Origin of the sequence: Streptomyces sp. LUP30 (assembly GCF_001746365.1) — a bacterium.
Classification (GTDB): Bacteria; Actinomycetota; Actinomycetes; order Streptomycetales; family Streptomycetaceae; genus Streptomyces.
Map to the genome: position 1 here is coordinate 18,044 of NZ_MJAJ01000007.1, position 19,637 is coordinate 37,680.

Annotated in this window: 17 protein-coding genes; 10 read left to right on the forward strand and 7 right to left on the reverse strand. The window is 72.1% G+C overall.

From position 1 onward, the window contains the following. Positions 1-332 precede the first annotated feature (332 nt). The 4 genes from BG482_RS08305 to BG482_RS08320 all read left to right on the forward strand — a co-directional run bounded on the left by BG482_RS08305 (position 333) and on the right by BG482_RS08320 (position 4,213). Positions 333-1,601 carry a beta-ketoacyl synthase gene (locus BG482_RS08305; protein WP_079141676.1) on the forward strand — a complete coding sequence of 423 codons (1,269 nt, stop codon included), beginning with the start codon at positions 333-335 and terminating at the stop codon, positions 1,599-1,601. Then, entirely contained in the window at positions 1,598-2,818 is a 1,221-nt protein-coding gene (locus BG482_RS08310) for a ketosynthase chain-length factor (RefSeq protein WP_069768259.1), read from the forward strand. Before BG482_RS08305 ends, BG482_RS08310 begins: the two co-directional genes overlap by 4 nt. Positions 2,819-2,849: 31 nt before the next feature. Continuing rightward, positions 2,850-3,107, forward strand: a complete 258-nt coding sequence (locus BG482_RS08315) for an acyl carrier protein (protein WP_069768260.1) — start codon at positions 2,850-2,852, stop codon at positions 3,105-3,107. 167 nt (positions 3,108-3,274) lie between these two features. Next, positions 3,275-4,213 (forward strand): aromatase/cyclase, encoded by a 939-nt coding sequence (locus BG482_RS08320; RefSeq protein ID WP_069768261.1) that lies wholly within the window; start codon positions 3,275-3,277, stop codon positions 4,211-4,213. 60 nt (positions 4,214-4,273) lie between these two features. Here BG482_RS08320 and BG482_RS08325 read toward each other — a convergent pair whose 3' ends face one another. From BG482_RS08325 to BG482_RS08340, 4 genes are all read right to left on the reverse strand, one after another. Then, positions 4,274-5,389 carry a DUF6081 family protein gene (locus tag BG482_RS08325; RefSeq protein WP_079141677.1) on the reverse strand — a complete coding sequence of 372 codons (1,116 nt, stop codon included), beginning with the start codon at positions 5,387-5,389 and terminating at the stop codon, positions 4,274-4,276. 74 nt (positions 5,390-5,463) lie between these two features. Next, entirely contained in the window at positions 5,464-6,408 is a 945-nt protein-coding gene (locus BG482_RS08330; protein WP_069768262.1) for an alpha/beta hydrolase, read from the reverse strand. 91 nt (positions 6,409-6,499) lie between these two features. Then, positions 6,500-7,435 (reverse strand): NADP-dependent oxidoreductase, encoded by a 936-nt coding sequence (locus BG482_RS08335; protein ID WP_079141678.1) that lies wholly within the window; start codon positions 7,433-7,435, stop codon positions 6,500-6,502. Continuing rightward, complete coding sequence (locus BG482_RS08340; RefSeq protein WP_256096302.1) at positions 7,432-7,896, reverse strand: lipocalin-like domain-containing protein; 465 nt, start codon at positions 7,894-7,896, stop codon at positions 7,432-7,434. Before BG482_RS08340 ends, BG482_RS08335 begins: the two co-directional genes overlap by 4 nt. 227 nt (positions 7,897-8,123) lie before the next feature. Here BG482_RS08340 and BG482_RS08345 point away from each other — a divergent pair, with 227 nt between their 5' ends. From BG482_RS08345 to BG482_RS08355, 3 genes are all read left to right on the forward strand, one after another. Next, on the forward strand, positions 8,124-9,263 hold the full coding sequence (locus BG482_RS08345) for a hydrolase (protein WP_069768264.1): 1,140 nt from the start codon (positions 8,124-8,126) through the stop codon (positions 9,261-9,263). An 88-nt stretch (positions 9,264-9,351) separates the two neighbouring features. After that, complete coding sequence (locus tag BG482_RS08350) at positions 9,352-10,800, forward strand: multicopper oxidase family protein (RefSeq protein WP_069768265.1); 1,449 nt, start codon at positions 9,352-9,354, stop codon at positions 10,798-10,800. A 43-nt stretch (positions 10,801-10,843) separates the two neighbouring features. Continuing rightward, positions 10,844-12,769, forward strand: a complete 1,926-nt coding sequence (locus BG482_RS08355; protein ID WP_069768266.1) for an NAD(P)/FAD-dependent oxidoreductase — start codon at positions 10,844-10,846, stop codon at positions 12,767-12,769. Positions 12,770-12,842: 73 nt separating this feature from the next. Here the strand turns inward: BG482_RS08355 and BG482_RS08360 are convergent, their stop codons facing one another. The 3 genes from BG482_RS08360 to BG482_RS08370 form a co-directional block, all read right to left on the reverse strand. Next, positions 12,843-13,763, reverse strand: coding sequence for a DUF6081 family protein (locus tag BG482_RS08360; RefSeq protein WP_069768267.1), 921 nt, complete (start codon positions 13,761-13,763; stop codon positions 12,843-12,845). Then, positions 13,760-14,902 (reverse strand): glycosyltransferase, encoded by a 1,143-nt coding sequence (locus tag BG482_RS08365; protein WP_069768268.1) that lies wholly within the window; start codon positions 14,900-14,902, stop codon positions 13,760-13,762. Before BG482_RS08365 ends, BG482_RS08360 begins: the two co-directional genes overlap by 4 nt. Positions 14,903-14,977: 75 nt before the next feature. Then, a complete protein-coding gene (locus BG482_RS08370; RefSeq protein WP_079141680.1) occupies positions 14,978-16,435 on the reverse strand; it encodes an NDP-hexose 2,3-dehydratase family protein in 1,458 nt (485 codons plus the stop codon). A gap of 143 nt (positions 16,436-16,578) precedes the next feature. Here BG482_RS08370 and BG482_RS08375 point away from each other — a divergent pair, with 143 nt between their 5' ends. The 3 genes from BG482_RS08375 to BG482_RS08385 are packed head-to-tail and all read left to right on the forward strand — an operon-like array spanning position 16,579 to position 19,621. Beyond that, on the forward strand, positions 16,579-17,643 hold the full coding sequence (locus BG482_RS08375; protein ID WP_069768270.1) for a glucose-1-phosphate thymidylyltransferase: 1,065 nt from the start codon (positions 16,579-16,581) through the stop codon (positions 17,641-17,643). Further along, positions 17,640-18,620 carry a dTDP-glucose 4,6-dehydratase gene (rfbB, locus tag BG482_RS08380; RefSeq protein WP_069768271.1) on the forward strand — a complete coding sequence of 327 codons (981 nt, stop codon included), beginning with the start codon at positions 17,640-17,642 and terminating at the stop codon, positions 18,618-18,620. Before BG482_RS08375 ends, rfbB begins: the two co-directional genes overlap by 4 nt. Next, positions 18,617-19,621, forward strand: a complete 1,005-nt coding sequence (locus BG482_RS08385; RefSeq protein WP_069768272.1) for a Gfo/Idh/MocA family protein — start codon at positions 18,617-18,619, stop codon at positions 19,619-19,621. The genes rfbB and BG482_RS08385 overlap by 4 nt, the downstream gene beginning before the upstream one ends. Positions 19,622-19,637: the final 16 nt, after the last annotated feature.

A 19,637-nucleotide genomic window follows, 5' to 3' on the forward strand; every position in this document is an offset into this window, starting at 1 on the left:
CCGTTCCCGGCGGCCTCGGCGCGCAGCGTGAACCGGACGCGCACGCCGCACACCTCCTCGGGCGGCCCCCTGAGGCGACCCGGAAGGACGGGGCGCCGGGGCCCCGGCGGCCGGGCGCGGGTGGCGCATCGGGGACGTCCACTCTTCTTCGAGCCCGGCTCGAGCGGTCGGAGCGAGCCTGCTGGAACCTTCGGCGCGGTTCCGCCGGAGAGCGCGAGCTCCGTCACGCGAAAGGAACGAACTGAGATGTTCTGCATGGAGGGAAGCCGGGGTCGGCTGCGACGTCGGCCCACGGGGCTCCGCCCCGGCTCCACTCGCGCCCGGAGTACCCGATGACCAGGCGCGTAGTGATCACCGGTATCGGTGTCCGTGCTCCGGGCGGCTCCGGCACGAAGGAGTTCTGGGACCTGCTGTCCTCAGGGCGCACCGCCACTCGCAAGATCTCCACCTTCGACGCGGGCCCCTTCCGTTCCCGGATCGCGGGCGAAGTGGACTTCGACGCGGTGGCCGAGGGGCTGAGCCCCCGGGAGATCCGCCGGATGGACCGGGCCAGCCAGTTCGCCGTCGTCTGCACGAGGGACGCGGTGGCCGACAGCGGGCTGGAGTTCGACGTCGTCGACCCGTCCCGGATCGGCGTCAGCCTCGGCAGCGCGGTCGCCTCCGCCACCAGCCTGGAGAACGAGTACCTGGTCATGTCCGACGCGGGCCGCGAGTGGCTCGTCGACACGGACTACATGTCCCCGCACATGTTCGACTACCTCAGCCCGGGAGTGATGCCCGCCGAGGTCGCCTGGGCGGTCGGCGCCGAGGGCCCGGCGACCATGGTGTCGGACGGCTGCACCTCGGGACTCGACGCGGTGGGCTACGGCGTCCAGCTCATCCGGGAGAACTCCGCCGACATCGTTCTGGCCGGTGCGGCGGACACGCCGATCTCACCCATCGTCGTCGCCTGCTTCGACGCGATCAAGGCGACGACTTCGCGCAACGACGATCCGGCCCGGGCGTCCAGGCCCTTCGACGGCTCCCGCAACGGCTTCGTCCTGGCCGAGGGCGCCGCGATGTTCGTGCTCGAGGAGTACGAGCGGGCGGTGCGCCGCGGCGCCCACATCTACGCGGAGGTCGGCGGCTACGCGACCCGCTGCAACGCCTACCACATGACGGGTCTGAAGACGGACGGCCGTGAGATGGCCGAGGCGATCCGGGTCGCGCTCGACGAGTCCCGGACCGACCCCACCGGCATCGACTACGTCAACGCCCACGGATCGGGGACCAAGCAGAACGACCGGCACGAGACCGCCGCGTTCAAGCGCAGCCTCGGCCCGCACGCCTACGACGTCCCGGTGAGCTCCATCAAGTCGATGGTCGGACACTCGCTCGGCGCGATCGGATCGATCGAGATCGCCGCGTGCGCGCTGGCCATGAAGCACAACGTGGTGCCACCGACCGCCAACCTGCACATTCCCGACCCCGAGTGCGACCTGGACTATGTGCCGCTGACCGCGCGCGAGCAGCGGGTGGACACCGTCCTGACCGTCGGCAGCGGCTTCGGCGGGTTCCAGAGCGCCATGGTCCTGCACCGTCCCGAGGGAGCATCGGCATGAGCGCCACGGTGATCACCGGAATAGCGGTCGCCGCACCGACCGGGCTCGGCAGCGACCAGCACTGGAAGTCCGTGCTGGCCGGCGAGAGCGGGATCGGCGAGCTCACCCGTTTCGACACGTCGGGTCACTCCTCCCGGCTGGCCGGCCAGATCACGGACTTCGACGCCAAGGAACACCTGCCGAGCAGGCTGCTGCCGCAGACCGACGTGTCGACCCGGTACGCGCTCGCCGCCGCCGACTGGGCGCTGGCGGACGCGGCCGTGGGGCCGGACACCCTCGCGGACTACAGCATGGGCGTGGTCACGTCGAGCGCCCAGGGCGGATTCGACTTCACGCACCGCGAGTTCCGCAAACTGTGGAGCAAGGGACCGGAGTTCGTCAGCGTCTACGAGTCCTTCGCCTGGTTCTACGCGGTCAACACCGGCCAGATCTCCATCCGCAACGGCATGCGGGGGCCGAGTGCCGCCCTCGTCGCCGAACAGGCAGGGGGCCTCGACGCGCTCGGACACGCCCGCCGTACCGTCCGCGGCGGCACCGAGCTGGTGCTCGCCGGCGGGGTCGACTCCGCCTTCGACCCGTGGGGGTGGGCCTCGCAGCTGGCCGGTGGCCTGGTCAGCACCGTGGACGACCCGGCGGCGGCCTACCTGCCGTTCGACCGCCGGGCGAGCGGATACGTGCCCGGTGAGGGCGGCGGCATCCTCATCGTCGAGGACGCCGACTCGGCCGCACGGCGCGGCGCCCCGCAGATCTACGGCGAGATCGCCGGCTACGCGTCCACGTTCGACCCCCGGCCGGGCTCCGACCGGCCCCCGACGCTGCGCCGGGCCGCCGAACTCGCCATCGCCGACGCCGGGTTGCGGCCCGACGACATCGACGTGGTGTTCGCCGACGCCGCCGGCCTGCCGGGACCGGACCGCGCCGAGGCCTTGGCCCTCACCGAGATCTTCGGGCCGAAGGGGGTCCCGGTGACCGCGCCGAAGGCCCTCACGGGCCGGATGTACGCGGGCGGCGGCCCGGTCGACGTCGTCACCGCCCTGCTGAGCATCCGCGACCAGGTCGTGCCGGCGACCGCGCACACCACCGACGTGCCCGAGGAGTACGGGCTCGACGTGGTCCGCCACGAGGCTCGGAGCATGCCCGTGAAGGCAGCCCTGATCCTCGCCCGCGGCCGCTGGGGGTTCAACTCGGCCCTCGTCGTGACCGCACCCACCCGCTGAACAGGCGACAACGCAGGAGGAATCACCACCCATGGCAACGATGGACATCGAAGACGTGCGCCGCATCCTCGTGGCGTGCGCGGGCGAGGACGACGCGGCCGACCTCAGCGGCGACATCCTCGACGTGACGTTCCAGGACCTCGGTTACGACTCGCTGGCGATGATGGAGACGGCGGCCCGTATCACCCAGGAGTACGGAGTGGACCTCTCGGACGACGAGATCACCGAGGTCGCCACCCCGCGGGCCCTGCTCGATCTGGTCAACCGGTCCGTCGCCGCGACCGCCTGACGCCCTTCGCCCCTGCCCCCTTTCTCCCCTGTCCGCTCCGATCCACCGATCCGCTTCGATCCCATCCGGCCCCTTCCGGCCCCCTCCGACGGCGTCCGTACCCGCAGGCCGCGGGTGCGGACGCCGTCGTTCCGCGTCCGCCAGGCAGACGAAGGAGTTCACCGCCCATGACGAACCGGCACCGCACCGAGCACACCCTGACCGTGTCCGCGCCGCCCCGCACGCTCTACGACCTGGCCGCGGACGTGACGCTGTGGCCCGCGGCGTTCGGGCCGACCGTGTACGTACGGCACTTCGAGCACACGGCGCGACAGGAGCGCTTCCAGCTGTGGGCCGTGGTCAACGGCCAGGTCACCAGCTGGGTCTCCCGGCGCACCCTGCACCCCGAGGAACTGCGGATCGTCTTCCACCAGGAGCACAGCCGGCCGCCGTTCGCCGCGATGAGCGGCGAGTGGATCTTCCGGGAGCTGCCCGACGGGCGCTGCCGGATCGTGCTGGTGCACGACTTCACCCCGGTCGACGACAGCCCGCGGACGCTGGCCTCGATCACTGCGGCGCTGGACCGCAACAGCCCCGAGGAACTGGCCGCGCTCGCCCGGCTGGCGGGCCTCGGCCACCCCCTGCGGGACGTGATCTTCTCGTTCACCGACGTCCTGCCGCTGCGTTCGGCGGTGGCCGACGCCTACGACTTCGTCCATCGCGCCGACCTGTGGGCGGAGCGGCTGCCGCACGTCGGCAGCGTCCGGCTGAGCGAGCCGTCCCCGGGCGTGCAGGAGCTGGAGATGGAGACCGTGACGGCGGACGGCTCCGCACACACGACCCGCTCGTTCCGGGTGTGCCAGGACGGGGAGTGGATCGCGTACAAGCAGCTGAGGATGCCGAAGCTGCTGCTCGGGCACAGCGGTCTGTGGACCTTCTCCGACGGCGACGAGGGGCCGGTGGCGACCGCCCGGCACACGGTGGCCCTGAACCCGGCCGCGGTGACCGAGGTGCTGGGGGAGGGCAGCACGCTCGGGGACGCCCGGGCCTACGTCCGCGAGGCGCTCGGCAACAACAGCCGGACGACCCTGTCCTACGCGGCCGCGGCCGTCGAGGGCAGCCGCTGACCGAACGACGAAGGGGCGGTCCGCCGGTGCGGACCGCCCCTTCGCGTCGTCGTGGCCGGATCAGCGGCCGCTGCCGGCCGCGGCCACCGGGACGCTGGAGACGACGTACCGGCTCATGTCCAGTCCGGCGCCCTGGCCGAACAACCGGTTCCCCGGCGCGCTGGCGTCGTCGTAGAACCTCTGCGGCGACGGAGCGCCGGTCCGGGGGGCGTAGTAGTGGTCGGGGGCGTTGGTCAGCCGGATCAGGGCCGAGTCGTCGGCGGCGCCGGGCCGGCCACCGTCCATGATCGTGAACAGGCCCATGCCGCAGCTGAGCTGGCGCGGGGCCGCGGTCATGTCCGTGCCGCCGTTGTCGAGCATCATGTACTGCCGGGACGGCAGGCGGTGCCCGATGCGGTCCACCGTGAAGACGACGCGCCCGTCGAGCACCCAGCGCACCGTACCGGCGGCCCGGTCGTAGGAGATCTTGAAGTGGTGCTGCCGGCCGGGCGCGGTGGACGCCACGGGCACCGCGTAGGTGAAGGCGGCGTAGTCGCCCAGCTTCGCGCGGTTGTCCGGGACCCGCTCGTAGAAGGCGTACACCTGCTTGTTCGTCGCGAAGAAGTCGAAGATCATCGACGTCTCCGGGTCGAGCACCGGCATGCCCACCGAAGCCAGCCGCAGGTCGTCGTCCGGGTCGGCCACCCGGCTCCCGAACGGATGCGCCCGGGTGCCGTAGGTCCGGCCCGACATCCAGGTCTCGCAGGAGAGCACCCGGCCGGGCGTCGCGTCGAAGCCCTGGTAGCCCGCCGACGAGGTGTGGTTGGTGAACGCCAGCCACTTGACGTGGTCCAGATTGCCCGGCAGCCCCGAGCCGTCGCTGTTCTCCTGGCCCACGGTGTGGGTGAAGGCCGGCTTCCCCGTGACCGGGTTGACGCCGCCGGAGACGAGGTGGAGACCGCGCCCGGAGGTCGTGGTCCTCCCGTCGTCGGTCACGAAGGGGCCGATCGTGGGGAAGGCCCAGCGGGCGTCGGGTCCCGAGGCGGAGAAACCGTCCCGGAAGTCGTCCCATGTGATGCGGTACGAGGTCGGGTCCGTGCCCTTGTCGGCCGCGGCGGCCGGAACGGTACCGGTCACCGCCGCGCAGCACAGGGCCGCGGCTGTCAGCAGCCGCCTCAGACTCCTCTTGCGTGCCATGGAAATGCGCTCACCTTCTCCTGCGGGGGACGGCCCCGGCAGTGGTCGTGTCGTGGTGGGCCGACGACGGCCCGTCAGGCGCCCAGGCCCTGACGCAGGGCGTGGACCTGGTCGGCGATCATCCGGCGGGAGATCTCCGCGTCGATCGCCACGGAACCGTGGAAGGTTCCCGGGTAGTGCCTCAGTTCGGTACGCACGCCGGCCTGGATCAGCCGATGGGCGTACCCGATGCCCTCGTCCCGCAGCGGGTCGAACTCGCAGACCATGACGAAGGCGGGGGGAAGACCGCGCAGATCGTCGGCGCGGGCGGGGGCGGCGAGCGGCGGGACCGCGCCGGTTCCCGGTTCGGCGGTCCCCGTCAGATAGCGCTGCCAGCTCAGCTCCGCACCGGCGCGGTTCCATTTGGGGGTGTCCGTGAACCGGCGGGCGGAGAGGGTGTCCAGCCGGTCGTCGAGCTCCGGATGGAAGAGGCACTGGAACCTCAGCCGTGGCCCGCGGCGATCGCGCGCCATCAGGGTCAGCGCCGCCGCGAGACCGCCGCCGGCGCTCTCCCCGCCCACCCCGATGCGGTCGGGGTCGACGCCGAGTTCCGCGGCGCTGCGGACCGTCCACTCCAGAGCGGCGTAGCAGTCGAACAGGGCGGCCGGATAAGGGTCTTCGGGGGCGTTGCGATAGCCGACCGACACCACGACGGCGCCGACCCGGTCGGCGAGCCGCAGCGCCGTGGAGTGGATGGAGTCCAGGTCGCCGAAGACGAATCCGCCCCACCGCAGATAGAGCAGCGCGGGCAGCGGCCCGGTCCGCCCGGCGGGCCGGTAGACGCGCACCGCGACCGCCGGGGCGCCGGGCGGACCGGGGACGGCCCGGTCCGTCACCTCCACCGGCTGCTCGGGTTCGTAGGCGGGGGCGTTGCCCGTCGCCGCGCGCAGCAGCGCCCGCGCCGTGTCGAGATCGCGGTAGTCGACGGCCGGGAGCTTGGCCGCCCAGGGAGCCAGCTCCGGGTCGAAGTCGTAGTCCACGGCAAACCTTCCAGGGGGCGGACCGCGGTGCCCGGCCGTGGTGGCCGGGCACCGTCCTTCAGGGAAACGTCCGAGGGCGCCGCATCCGGCGTCAGACGGTGATGACGACCTTGCCGACCGGGTGCTTGCCGCCGGTGAAGTCGGCGTAGGCCTGCGCGGCGTCCGCGAGCGGGTACGTGCCGCTGACGTGGACGGTCAGCTCGCCCGACGCGACCTTGCCGACGAGTTCCTCGAGCCGGCCGATGCCGTTCTCCACTCCCACGTGCACCGGCGTCACGTCCCGGTCGAGGGAGTCGGGAACGCCGATCGAGGACACCAGCCGTCCGCCCGGGCGGACCGCGGCCGCCGTGCTCTCCACCGCGGGACCGCCGTTGACGAGGTCGATGACCACGTCGACGCCGTCCGGGTACAGGCGCCGGGCCTCGGCGACAGGATCGACGGAGGTGTAGTCGACGGCGTGCGCGGCGCCGAGCTTGCGCACATGGTCGAGGGCGGACGGCTGCGCGGTGGCGATCACCTCGGCGCCGGCGCCGGACGCCAGCTGCACCAGATAGGAGCCGATACCGCCGGTCGCGCCGACGATCAGCACGCTCCGGCCGGCCGTGAGACCGGACGCCTCCAGCAGGGCGGCCGCGGTCATCCCGGAGACCGGCAGCGCCGCCCCGGTGACCGCGTCCACGGACTCGGGCCGGTGGACGAGCCCCGGCCCGTCGGCGACGATCGTCAGCTCGGCCAGGGTGCCCGTGGTGTCGTGGGTGAACGCCACGACCTTGTCGCCGGGAGCGAACCGGGTCACCCCGGCGCCGACGGCCTCCACGACGCCGGCCGCGTCCATGCCGGGCACGAAGGGGTGTTCCACGGGCATCACCTGGCGCAGCCGGCCGGTGATCAGAATGGCGTCGATCGGGTTGAGCCCTGCCGCCTCCACCCGCACCAGGACCTGGCCGGGCCCGGGCGTGGGGGGTGCCGCGTCGGTGACCACGAGCTGGTCGACGGGGACATAGGACTGGGCGATGACTGCTTTCAAGGACTGTGCTCCTTAGGGCGAGTTTCTGCGACGGACATGCCTGCCGGACGCTGTGCCGAAACGGGGGCGGGCACCCGCTGCCAGGTCAGCACGCGGCGCTGCGGGCGGCCGTCGATGACGGCGACGCCGTGCAACACGAGCCGGTCGCCGTCGAGTTCGGCCTCCCGCGTCAGCTCGGTGCCGACCTGGAAGGGATGGGCGCTCACGCTGACGTGGTGCTTGACCGCGCCCTCGACGGGCCGCCATGTGCCGGCATAGCCCATGAAGACCGTGGCCGATTCGGGGGCCGTCGCGTGGTCGCCCCGCATCATCGACACCGACATGTGCCCGTGGTCGCCGTAGATCAGCAGGCCCTGCGGGTCGGGACCCAGCGGGCCCTCACGGCTGCCCCCCGCCTCGTCGAGGTCGACGTAACTGATCAGGCGCCACACGCCGATCAGGTCCTCCACAGCCCACCGCACCCTGTCTCCCTGCGTCCGGGTACCCGGGTGTCCGCGCACGAGCGCGGCCACCGCACCGACAACGGTATGCACGCAACACGGCTCCAGGTATAGGGAATTCCGGTCGAGCGCCACTCGAGCGAGGCTCGCGCGAGCGGCGGCCGCGGTGGGTTCCAGCGGCATTCGAGCCACCTTCCACCGCGGCTCGCCAGGGTCGGCCCACCAGCGAGACCAAGGAGTGAGCAGGGATGCCCGAGCGAACCCTTCCGAACACCGGTCTGCTGTCCGCCGCGAAGGACGTCGCGCAGGCAGCCGAGCGAAGCGCGGCCGTGGCGGAGGCCAACCGCCGGCTGGACGCCGAGGTGGTGAAAGAGGTGGTCGCGGCCGGTTTCGCCCGGCACTTCGTCCCGGTCGACGCGGGCGGGAACGCGGGCACCTTCACGGAGCTGAGCCGGGCCGTCGTCACCGTCGGCGCCTCCTGCGCCGCCACCGCCTGGTGCGCCTCGCTCTTCGCGAACCTGGCCCGGATGGCCGCGTTCCTGCCCGCCGAGGGCTACCGGGAGATCTGGGCCGACGGTCCCGACGCGGTGGTGGTCGGCTCCCTCACCCCGGCCGGAAAGGCGACCGAGACGGCCGGCGGCTGGCGGCTGTCCGGCGCGTGGCCCTACATCAGCGCGGTCGACTTCTCCGACTGGGCCCTGGTCGCCGGGATGGCCGAGACCGAAGGCGGCCCGCAGGCGCTGATGTTCGCCGTCCCGCGCTCCGCGTACGCCGTCGTGGACTCGTGGTCCAGCGTCGGCATGCGGGCGACGGGCAGCAACACCCTGGTCCTGGACGAGGTGATCGTGCCCGCGGGGCGCACCTTCCGCCGCGAGGACCTGTTCGCCGGGCGGGCCGTGGACTCCACTGCCCCCTGCCACAGCGTGCCGTTGCAGGCGGCCAACGGCCTGTCGTTCGCCACGCCGACGCTCGGCGCGGCCCAGGGCGCGCTGCGCTCGTGGTCGCAGTACGTCGGTGAGAAGCTGCGGACGGCCTCGGTTCCGGGCCGGCCGCCGGTCAACCGGGCCGCGCACGAACAGACGCTCAGCCGGTCGTCGGGCGAGATCGACGCCGCCGAGCTGTTGCTGGAGCGGGCGTCGGCCGTGGCCGACCTGGGCTCGGCCGTCAGCCCGCTGCAGACGGCGCGCAACCTGCGCGACTGCTCGCTGGCGGTACAGCAACTGGTCACCGCGGTGGACCGGCTCTTCCGCGCCGGCGGCACCAGCGGGCAGTCGGAGCACAGTCCGATGCAGCGCTTCTGGCGGGACGTCAACTCGGCTGCCACCCATGTGGCGTTGCAGTTCGAGGCGGCCGCCGGCGTGTACGGGGGAGAGGTGTTCCCTTCCTGAAATCCCGGCAAGGGGAAACCGGCCCGCTGTCGCGGGCCGGTGGACGGGGGGTCCCCAGGGGAGCACCGAGTACATAGAGAGACGCACCATGAACAGCAGACGAGAGATGCTCAAGCTGATGGCGGCGACCGGCGGCGCCCTGGTGGTGACCGGTGGCCTGGCCGCGCGGACACTGCGCCCGGACAGCCGGCCGGTCGCCGCCGCCGCGCCCGCCCTGGCGGGCCCGATCCCGCCCTTCCAGGTGGCGATGCCGATACCGAGGACGCTGCGGCCCACCAGCCGCTCGAGCACGACCGACTACTACACGCTGGACGTGCAGCAGGCGGTCACGGAGATCCTGCCCGGCAAGCGCACGACGGTCCTCACCTACGGGGGCTCGCTGCCCGGCCCGGTCATCCGGGCCCGGTCCGGCCGCACGGTGGTGGTCCGGCAGACCAACCGCATCGCCGACGGCACCTCGATGCACCTGCACGGCGCCGTGGTGGACCCGGCCAACGACGGTGGTCCGATGGACCTGATCGCCCCCGGCGCCACCCGGACCTACACGTTCCCGAACCGCCAGGTCGCGGCGTCGCTCTGGTACCACGACCATGCGCACATGGCCGACGCCGAGCACGTCTACCGCGGCATGTCCGGCTTCTATCTCGTCGGCGACGCGAACGAGGACTCGCTGGGCCTGCCCCAGGGCGCGTACGACGTGCCGGTCATGATCCGTGACGTCGGCCTCGACGACGACGGCTCCCTCTACTTCGACCACCTGTTCACCTCGCGCCCGCAGATCCTGGTGAACGGCAAGCCCCAGCCCTACTTCCGGGTCCGGGCCCGCAAGTACCGGCTGCGGCTGGTCAACGGTTCCAATCTGCGCCCGTTCGAGTTCAAGCTCGACGACGGCGCCTCGTTCCAGCAGATCAGCACCGACCGAGGGCTGCTGCCGGCGCCCGTCACGCTGTCCAGCCTGCCGTTGTCGCCCGGGGAGCGGGCGGACATCGTGGTGGACTTCTCCCGGTACGCCGCCGGCACCCGGATCGTGCTGCAGAACACCTTCTTCGCGACGGACACCACCGCCCAGATCATGCGGTTCGACGTCGGCGACCCCGCGCCGGACACCAGCCGGGTGCCCGCCGAGCTGGCCACGCTGCCCGCCCTCGGCACGCCCACCCTCACCCGCAGCTTCGCGCTCACGCTCGACCCGGCCACCGGCGGCGGACTCATCAACGGGCGCCAGTTCGACGAGAACCGGGTGGACTTCACCGTCCGGCAGGGCGCCACGGAGATCTGGGAGATCAGCAACGTCGACCAGATCCCCCACAACTTCCACATCCACCTGGTCGACTTCCGCGTCCTCGACGTCGACGGCACGCCGCCCGCGCCGGGGGAAGCCGGGCTCAAGGACATCGTGAGCGTCATGCCGGGCCAGAAGGCGCGCATCCAGGTGCGCTTCGCCTACCCCTACCTGGGCCGTTACTACTACCACTGCCACCTCATCGACCACGGAGCCATGGGCATGATGGGCCAGTTCGACATCGTCCGCTCCTGACGAGGCCCACGCACCCGCGTACCCGACCTGGAAAGGAGCGGCCATGGGCGTCACTTCCGAGTTCTTGCCGATCACCGCCGCGGACGACGTCATCCGGGCCCACCTGGAAAGCGCCGAGATACCGGCGCTGCTGATGACCGTGGCCCATCTGACGGGGGACGTGTCCTTCCTCGAGGACTACTGCGGACCGAGCGGATGGCTCACCCTTCCGCAGGGCGGCCTCACCCCGGAACAACTGGCCTCCGCACGGGAGCTGGCGCTGCGCGCCCTGATCCGTCACCGGGACGGCGGGAGTTCGGTGCCGCCCCCGCCCGGGCCGGAGCTGCTGCACGCCATCACCTCCTGGGCGATGGGCGAGGACGCCGGGGAGCTGCTGCCGCTGATCGCCGAGGAGGTCACGGCGCCCGGCGTCGATCCCAAGGCCCCGGACTGGAATTTGCGGGACCTGGCGCCGGACAGCGACCTCCGGGTGGGCATCATCGGAGCCGGCATGAGCGGTCTGCTGGCCGCTCACCGGCTCGCCCAGGCCGGTGTGCCGTTCGAGATCTACGAGAAGAACAGCGACGTCGGCGGAACCTGGTTCGACAACCGGTATCCAGGATGCCGCGTCGACGTGCCCAGCCACCTCTACAGCTACTCGTTCGCCACGAGGACCGACTGGCCCGACCACTTCTGCACCCAGGACGTCCTGCTGGACTACTTCCGCGACGTGGCCAAGCGCTTCGGCCTGTACGACCACATCCGCTTCGGGACCGAGGTGCGGGAGGCGGCCTGGGACGAGGAGAGCGGCCGGTGGTCGCTGACGCTGGACACCGCGGACGGGCCGGAGCGGGTCGAGTGCACCGTGCTGGTGAGCGCCGTCGGACAGCTGTCCCGGCCGAACCTGCCGGCGATCCCCGGGCGGGACACGTTCGGCGGCCCGGCCTTCCACTCCGCGCGCTGGGACCACTCGGTCGACCTGACGGGCCGGCGGGTGGGGGTGATCGGCACGGGCGCCAGCGCCTTCCAGTTCATCCCGGAGATCGCCGAGCGGACCGCCGAACTGCGGGTGTTCCAGCGCACGCCGCCCTGGCTCCGGCCCACCCCGCACTACCACGAGCCGGTCCCGCAGGGCGCCCGGTGGCTCTTCGAGCATGTCCCGTACTACGCGGACTGGCACCGGTTCTGGCTCTTCGCACCGGGACTGCGCGGCGTGCTGGAGGCATGGATCGTGGACCGGTCCTACCCACCGACGGAACGCGCCGTGTCCGCCCGCAACGAGACGATGCGCGGCCTGCTCACCCGGGCCCTGGAGAGCCAGCTCACCGACGCCCCCGAACTGCTGCCCCGGCTCCTGCCCCGCTACCCGGTGGGGGCCAAGCGGGTGCTGCGGGACAACGGGAGCTGGATCCGCACCCTCAAGCGGGACGACGTGACACTGGTCTCCGATGCCGTCGAGGAGATCACGCCGACCGGTGTGACCACGGCCGACGGGCGCCATCACGAGCTGGACGTGCTGGTGTACGGCACCGGCTTCGAGGCCTCGCGGTTCCTGATGCCCATGAAGGTGACCGGCCGGGACGGCGTGGACCTGCACACGATGTGGGACGGCAGCGCCCGCGCCTACCTGGGGCTGACCGTCCCCGGCTTCCCGAACCTGTTCTGCCTGTACGGCCCGAACACCAATCTCTCCGGCCAGGGCGGCAGCATCTTCTACTTCTCCGAGTGCGGGGTCGCCTACCTGCTGGACGCCCTGCGCCTGCTGGCGGCCGGCGGCCACCGCTCGCTCGAGCCGCGCCGGGAGGTCTACGAGGAGTACAACGCGAGGGTCGACGAGGCCAACGCGGAGCGGGCGTGGGGGTTCTCCTCGGTGAGCAACTGGACCTTCGACCGGGCGGCCGGCCGGTCGGCGCAGAACTGGCCGTTCACCACACTGGAGTACTGGAGCAGCACCCGCCGTGTCCGACCGCAGGAGTACCACCTGCGCTGACCCGGGCCGGGCACGACGAGGGGCCCTCCCACCGGATCGTCCGGTGGGAGGGCCCCTCGTGCGGGTGCCGCGGTCAGTCCGTGACGTGCACGCCGAAGTCCCGGAGCGACAGGCGCACGCCCTGGCCCCAGAGGGACGGCCGTGCCGCGCTGCCGCCGCGGGGCTCCAGCACGGGTCCGCCGTCCGGTCCGCCGGCGTCGAGCAGGGTGAAGCACGCGTACCCGGTGAGCAGCTGCCGGGGAGCGATCGCCTCCTCCCGGGCGTGCACGCCGGTGAGCAGCCTGCCCCGGTCCACGGGACCGTGGCCGCCGAGACGGTCGACGGCGAGTACCTCCGCGCCGTCCACCCACCAGCGGGCGGTGCCCGCCGTGCGGTCGTAGGACAGGGCGAGGCGGTGCGCCTGGCCGGGAGTGCGGTCGGCGACGGGAACGGCCCGGCAGAAGGCCGTCGGGTCGTCCGGTCCCTGGGCGAACCGCTCGTACAGGGCGTAGACCCTGCGGTTGGTCAGCGACAGATTCAGGACGAGGCGGGTCTCCACGTCCGCCGCGATCAGCGCGCCGGCCGCGAGCCGCAGATCGGTGTCCGGATCGGCGACGGCGTCGCCGAACGGATGCCGTGCCACGCCGAAGGCTTCGGCCGCCATCTCGCTGTGCACGGTGAGTGTGCCGGTCACGTCGAAGCCCGGGAATCCGGACGACGCCGTGGCGCGGGGAACGGCCCGCCACCGCATGTGGTCCTCGCCGGTCCCTGGCCCGGCCCCGAACGCCCAGCTCGGCTCGCCGGTCTCGGGATGCCGGGCGGTGGGGTCCACGAGCAGGCCGTCGGGGGTGACCGTCACCGTGCCGTCTCCGTCGGGCAGGGCGCCTGAGGCCCGCAGTTCCCAGCGGGCGCCGTCGCCGTGCGCGGCCAGGCCGCCCGCGAAGTCGTCGAGGAACACCGGGCGGCGGTCCGCACCTGCCACGCCGCCCGGGACCGTGTGGTCGATGGAGGTCATGCGGCCTTGTCCTTCGCCAGCGCCACCACGATGTCGACCACCTCCGACGGGTTCGGGAGCTGCGCGATCTCCTGGGCGATGGCCTGCGACCGCTTGAGGTAGGAGGGCTCCTTCAGGAGCTCCTGGCACGCCCCGGCGATGGCCTCGGCGGTGTCCTCCCCGTCGAGCAGCATCTTCGCGGCGCCGTACTCGACCAGGTTCTCGGTCATGCCGACCTGCTTGGGCATGGCGGGAATGACCAGCTGCGGAATGCCCGCGGTCATGGCGGACAGCATGGTGTTGCCGCCGCCGCGGTGCACCAGCAGATCGCTGGAGCGCATCAGCACGTCGACGGGCAGCCAGCCGGCCCGCACCCCGGCGGGCAGCGGCTCCAGCAGGCTCGCGACCTCGTCGGGCACCGCGATGACCATCTCGAGGCCGAGCCGTGCGACCTTCTCCACCAGGGCGCGCAGCTCGGGAAGCTCGTAGTCGGGGGTGACACGGCTGCCCGCCGAGACGAGGACGCGCGGCACCTCGGGCCGGGTGTACATCCACGGGTCGAGCTTCTTGTGCGTGTTGTACGGCACGTACCGCATCGACTGCGCGGGGATGGCGTCCTCGGGACGCACGCTCGGCGGGCAGATGTCGATGAAGAGGTCCTCGCCGGGGATGTCCGCCAGGCCGAACTTCTCCAGTTCCGGGGCGAGTTCCGCGGTGGCGCCGAGGTCGATGTTGGCCGGCTCGCCCATGTTCAGCGCGTGCCGCACGAAGGGGATCTTGAAGTGGGCGGCGATGATGGGCGCCGCGTAGGACAGGGACCCGCCGACGATGACGTCCGGCCGCCACCGCTCGATCAGCGGGACCAGGCCCTCCAGGCTGGCTGCCGCGAGCCGGCCCATGCCGTGACCGTTGAACAGGTTCCACTCGTCCGGGTCGTCCGGCTCGACGGCCGGATTCCCCTCGCGGTCCTGGTACATGAACTGCGGCATCGTGCCGGAGGTGAGCGAGACGCCGGGCAGACCGGCGCTCGCCACCGCGGGCAGGGTGTTCTCGGTGACGCCGACGAAAACCTCGTGACCGGCGTTGCGGGCTGCGGTGGCGAGCGGGACCAGCGGGAAGACCGCGCCCCGGCTGCCACCCGAGATGAAGAGGATTCGCATGCGGGCGACGCTAGGCCGCAGGGGTCGAACCCTCCTTGAGCCGGACTGGACCGCCGGGTGGGACGTCCGGTGGTCTCAGAACAGGCCGAGAGTCAGGCAGGCGACGAGCGTACGGGCCTGCACGTTGAGGTAGTTGCTGTGCCGCAGCAGGGCCTGCGCCTGGTGCAGCGTCACCCAGCAGTGACCCTCCGGCTCGGCGAGCGGGAAGTCGTCGTCGGTCTCGACGATCAGGTTCCGGGTCACCGCGTGGTGGAACCGGCCGCCCTCCTCGGACAGCGCGGTGTCGTAGCGGATCCGCTCGGGCGGCGCCGACAGCAGACGGTCGAGGAGTGCGGGACGCCCCACGGCCCCGAGGTGGGAGGGGGAGCACTGCACGCTCGGCGCGTACTCGCACACATTCAGGGCGCCCGCTTCCACGCGTGCCTCCAGCAGCAGGTGAAGCACCCCGTCGATCCGCTTGACGAACAGCCCCGACAGCCCGCCCACGGGCGCGACCAGCGGCTGCGACCAGCGGCCCACCTCGCGTCGCTCCGCGCGCACGTCGACCCCGATGACCTCGAAGTGCCGCCCGTCCGGTCGGGCGATCCCGGTCTCCGTCAGCCGCCACGGCCCCTCGTCGAGGACGTCGCGCAGGGGCACGCGGCGCTGCACCAGCTCGTGGCGGGCGCGGGCGTCGGTGAGCCGGCGCAGCACCTCGTGCAGACCGTGCACGGACCCGTACCGCGGCGACAGGGAGCGCAGCGCGGCCCGCCGGTAGGGGTCGGCGACCGAGTCGACCAGCTCCGCCGCGGGCTCTCCGCAGGGCAGGGTGGACAGGACGGTGCGCGAGTCCATGTTGACCAGGTTGTCGCTCGTCAGCAGTTCGCCGAGCTGCGGCAGCGTCAGCCACTGGAAGCCGTCCAGCAACGGCACCTCGTCCCGCGTCTCGACCACCATGTTGCGGTTCCGCTTGTGCAGGAACCACCAGCCCTGCTCGGACTGGAGGGAGTCGGCGAGCACGGTGCCCCGGCGCGGCCCCATGAAGTACTCCACGTAGGGCACGCGCCGGCCGCGGTGGACGCCGGTGTAGTTGCTGCGCGTGGCCTGCACCGTGGGCGACAGCTGCAGGGTGTTGACGTTGCCGGGTTCCATCTTCGACTGCATCAGCAGGTGCGGTACGCCGTCGAACCGTTTGACGAGGATGCCGAGCAGACCGATCTCGGGCTGCACGATCACCGGCTGTGTCCACTCGCGGGGGCGCCGGAAGTCGGTGCGCACGCGCAGGCCCGAGATGGCGAAGAACCCGCCGGACTCGTGCACCAGGTCCCCGCTGCCGGCCTCGAACCGCCACCCGGACAGGGCGGAGAAGGGGACGCGGTCGACCGCGTACCGGTGGATCCGGGCCTGCCGCGTGAACCATCGCCGGAACTCGGCGAGACCGGCGACCGGGCCGCCGGCCGGCCGCGCGAAGTCCCAGAAGCCGTCCGCCGGACCGTCGCCCCGGAGTTCGCCCACCGCCTGCGGCGGCGTCCCCGTACCATTCGCCAGTGTCATATCGGGCAGGGTCGCGGGGGCGGCTCGAGCCGCGGTCGAACGCCGACCGAGCGACGTGGCCTGCGCGCCACCCCGCGCTCGCTGGGCCGCGACGCGAGCCAGCGTCGACCGGGGCTTGAGCGGCGGTCCGCAGGCTTCACGGCATGAAGGCGCTTGTATTGTCCGGAGGAACAGGCACGCGACTGCGGCCTTTCACCTATTCGACGGCCAAGCAACTGCTCCCGGTGGCCAACAAGCCCGTACTCCGGCACTGTCTGGAGAAGATCCGGGAGGCGGGGGTGACCGAGGTCGGGGTCATCGTCGGGGATCACGGCGAGCAGATCAGGGCGGCCATCGGAGACGGGGCGAACCTCGGCCTGGAGATCACGTACATCAGACAGCACGCTCCGCTCGGCCTGGCCCACTGCATCGTCATCGCCGCGGACTTCCTCGGAGACGACGACTTCGTCATGTACCTGGGAGACAACATCCTCGCCGACGGCATCGTGCCGGCCGCCGAGAGCTTCCGGGCGTCCGCGTGCGATGCGACGGTCCTCGTGGCTCCCGTGCCGGATCCGCGGGCGTACGGTGTCGCGGAACTGGAGGCCGACGGCCGTATCCGCCGTCTGGTGGAGAAGCCGCCGGAGCCGAAGAGCGACCTGGCGGTCATCGGCGTGTACTTCTTCACCGCCGGGATCCACCGCGCCGTCGCCGCCATCCGCCCGAGCGGCCGCGGCGAGCTGGAGATCACCGACGCGATCCAGCACCTGCTGGACAGCGGCGGCACGGTGCTCGCGGAGAAGTACCAGGGGTACTGGAAGGACACCGGGCGCCCCGAGGACCTCCTGGAGTGCAACCGCGAGCTCCTGGCCCGGCTGGGGCCGCGGATCGAGGGCGAGATCGACGACGAGACATCCGTCGAGGGGGCCGTCGTCGTCGAGGCGGGCGCCAAGGTCATACGGTCCCGGCTGGTCGGTCCGCTGGTCGTCGGCGCCGGGAGCGTGATCTCGGACAGCACCGTCGGCCCCGGCGTCGCGGTCGGCCGCGAGTGCGTCGTCAGCAGCGTGAGCGTGACGGACTCGATCCTGCTCGAGGGCGCCGCGGTGGACAGTGTGCCCGCCCTGTGTCATTCGATCATCGGCCGGTGGGCCAAGCTCAGCGCCGCGGACGGCAGGCGGCCGTCGCGGCTCATCGTCGGCGATCACACCCAAGCGGAGGTGGCGACATGAAGGTACTGGTGACCGGCGGCGCCGGTTTCATCGGATCCCACTACGTGCGGTCCATGCTGGCCGGCGAGTACCCGGGCTACGAGGACGCCGAGATCACCGTGCTCGACAAGGTGACCTACGCCGGCAGCCTGGACAACCTGCCCACCGACGACCCAAGGCTCTTCTTCGTCCGCGGGGACGTCTGCGACCAGGACCTGCTGCGGCTGCTGCTGCCGGGCCACGACATGGTGGTCCACTTCGCGGCGGAGAGTCACGTCGACCGCTCGGTGCAGGCCGCGGCGGCGTTCGTCCGCACCAACGTCGGCGGGACCCAGTGTCTGCTGGAGACCTGCGTGGAGGTCGGCGTCCGCACGGTCGTGCACGTGTCGACCGACGAGGTCTACGGCTCCATCGCGACCGGCTCCTGGGACGAGAACGAGCCGCTGCTGCCCAACTCCCCCTATGCCGCCTCGAAGGCGGGCAGCGACCTGATCGCCCGCGCCTACTGGCGCACCCACGGTCTGGACGTGCGCATCACCCGTTGCTCCAACAACTACGGCCCGCGTCAGCACCCCGAGAAGTTCCTGCCGCGCTTCATCACCAACCTGCTCACCGGCCGGCCCGTGCCGCTCTACGGCGACGGGGGCAACTCCCGGGAGTGGCTGCACGTCGACGACCACTGCCAAGCCATACAGCTGGTCCTCACCGAGGGCGCGGCCGGCGAGATCTACAACGTGGGCGGCGGCACGGAGCTCACCAACCGCGAGGTCACCGCCCGCCTGCTGGAGCTGTGCGGAGCGGGTTGGGACCTGGTCCGGCACGTCGAGGACCGCAAGGGCCACGACCTGCGCTACTCCATAGACGACGGCAAGATCCGCGAGCGGCTCGGGTATGCGCCCCGCTGGTCGTTCGACGTCGGGCTCGCCGACCTCGTCTCCTGGTACAGGGACAACCCCGGCTTCTGGGAGCCGCTGCGCGCGCTGGAGGGCTCGGCATGACAACCGGCTCCGGGCCGGTGGTGCGACTGGGCCTGCTGGGCTGCGCGGACATCGCGCTGCGCCGGGTGCTGCCCGCCGTGGCGCGGCTGCCCCAGCTCTCGCTCAGCGCAGTCGCCAGCCGCGACCCGGGGCGTGCCGAACGGGTGACGGCCCGGTTCGGCGGACGGCCGTCGGCGGACTACGAGCGGTTGCTCGCCCGGGAGGACGTCGACGCCGTCTACGTCCCGCTGCCCACCGGACTGCACGCCGAATGGGTGGAGCGGGCCCTGGCGGCGGGGAAGCACGTTCTCGCGGAGAAACCGCTGACCACGGACCCGGCGGTCACCGAGGCGCTCGTGGCACGGGCGCAGGCGTCGGGGCTGGTGCTGCGGGAGAACTTCATGTTCGTCCATCACGGCCGCCAGCGCCGCGTCCGCGAGCTCCTGGACGACGGCGCGGTGGGTGAGCTGCGCGCTTTCTCCGCGGCCTTCGCCATACCGCCGCGCGACCGTTCGGACATCCGGTACCAGGCGGCGCTGGGCGGCGGCGCCCGGCTCGACGTGGGCGCCTACCCCGTGCGGGCCGCGCTGTACTTCCTCGGCCCCACCGCACGGATCACGGGATCAGTCCTGCGGTACGAGGAGGCCTCGGGCGTGGACGTCGCCGGGGGAGCGTTGGCGCACCGGCCCGACGGGGTCGTCGGCCAACTCGTCTTCGGTCTGGACCACGCCTACACCTCGCGCTACGAACTGCTGGGCTCCGAGGGCCGTATCACGGTGGACCGCGCGTTCACCCCGCCCGCCGACCACGCCCCGGTGATCCGGCTCGAGAGGTCCTCGGGAACCGAGGAGCTGGTCCTCGAGCCGGACGACCAGTGCGCCAACACCCTGGCCGCCTTCGCGGACGCCGTGCTGCACGGGCACAACGCGGCCGACCCCTCGCTCGTCCAGCAGGCCCGGCTCCTCGACGACGTGCGCCGGCTGGCGGCGGTCACGGCCGCACCCGGCGCGGGGCCCTCGTGACGAGAGGCACCGCACC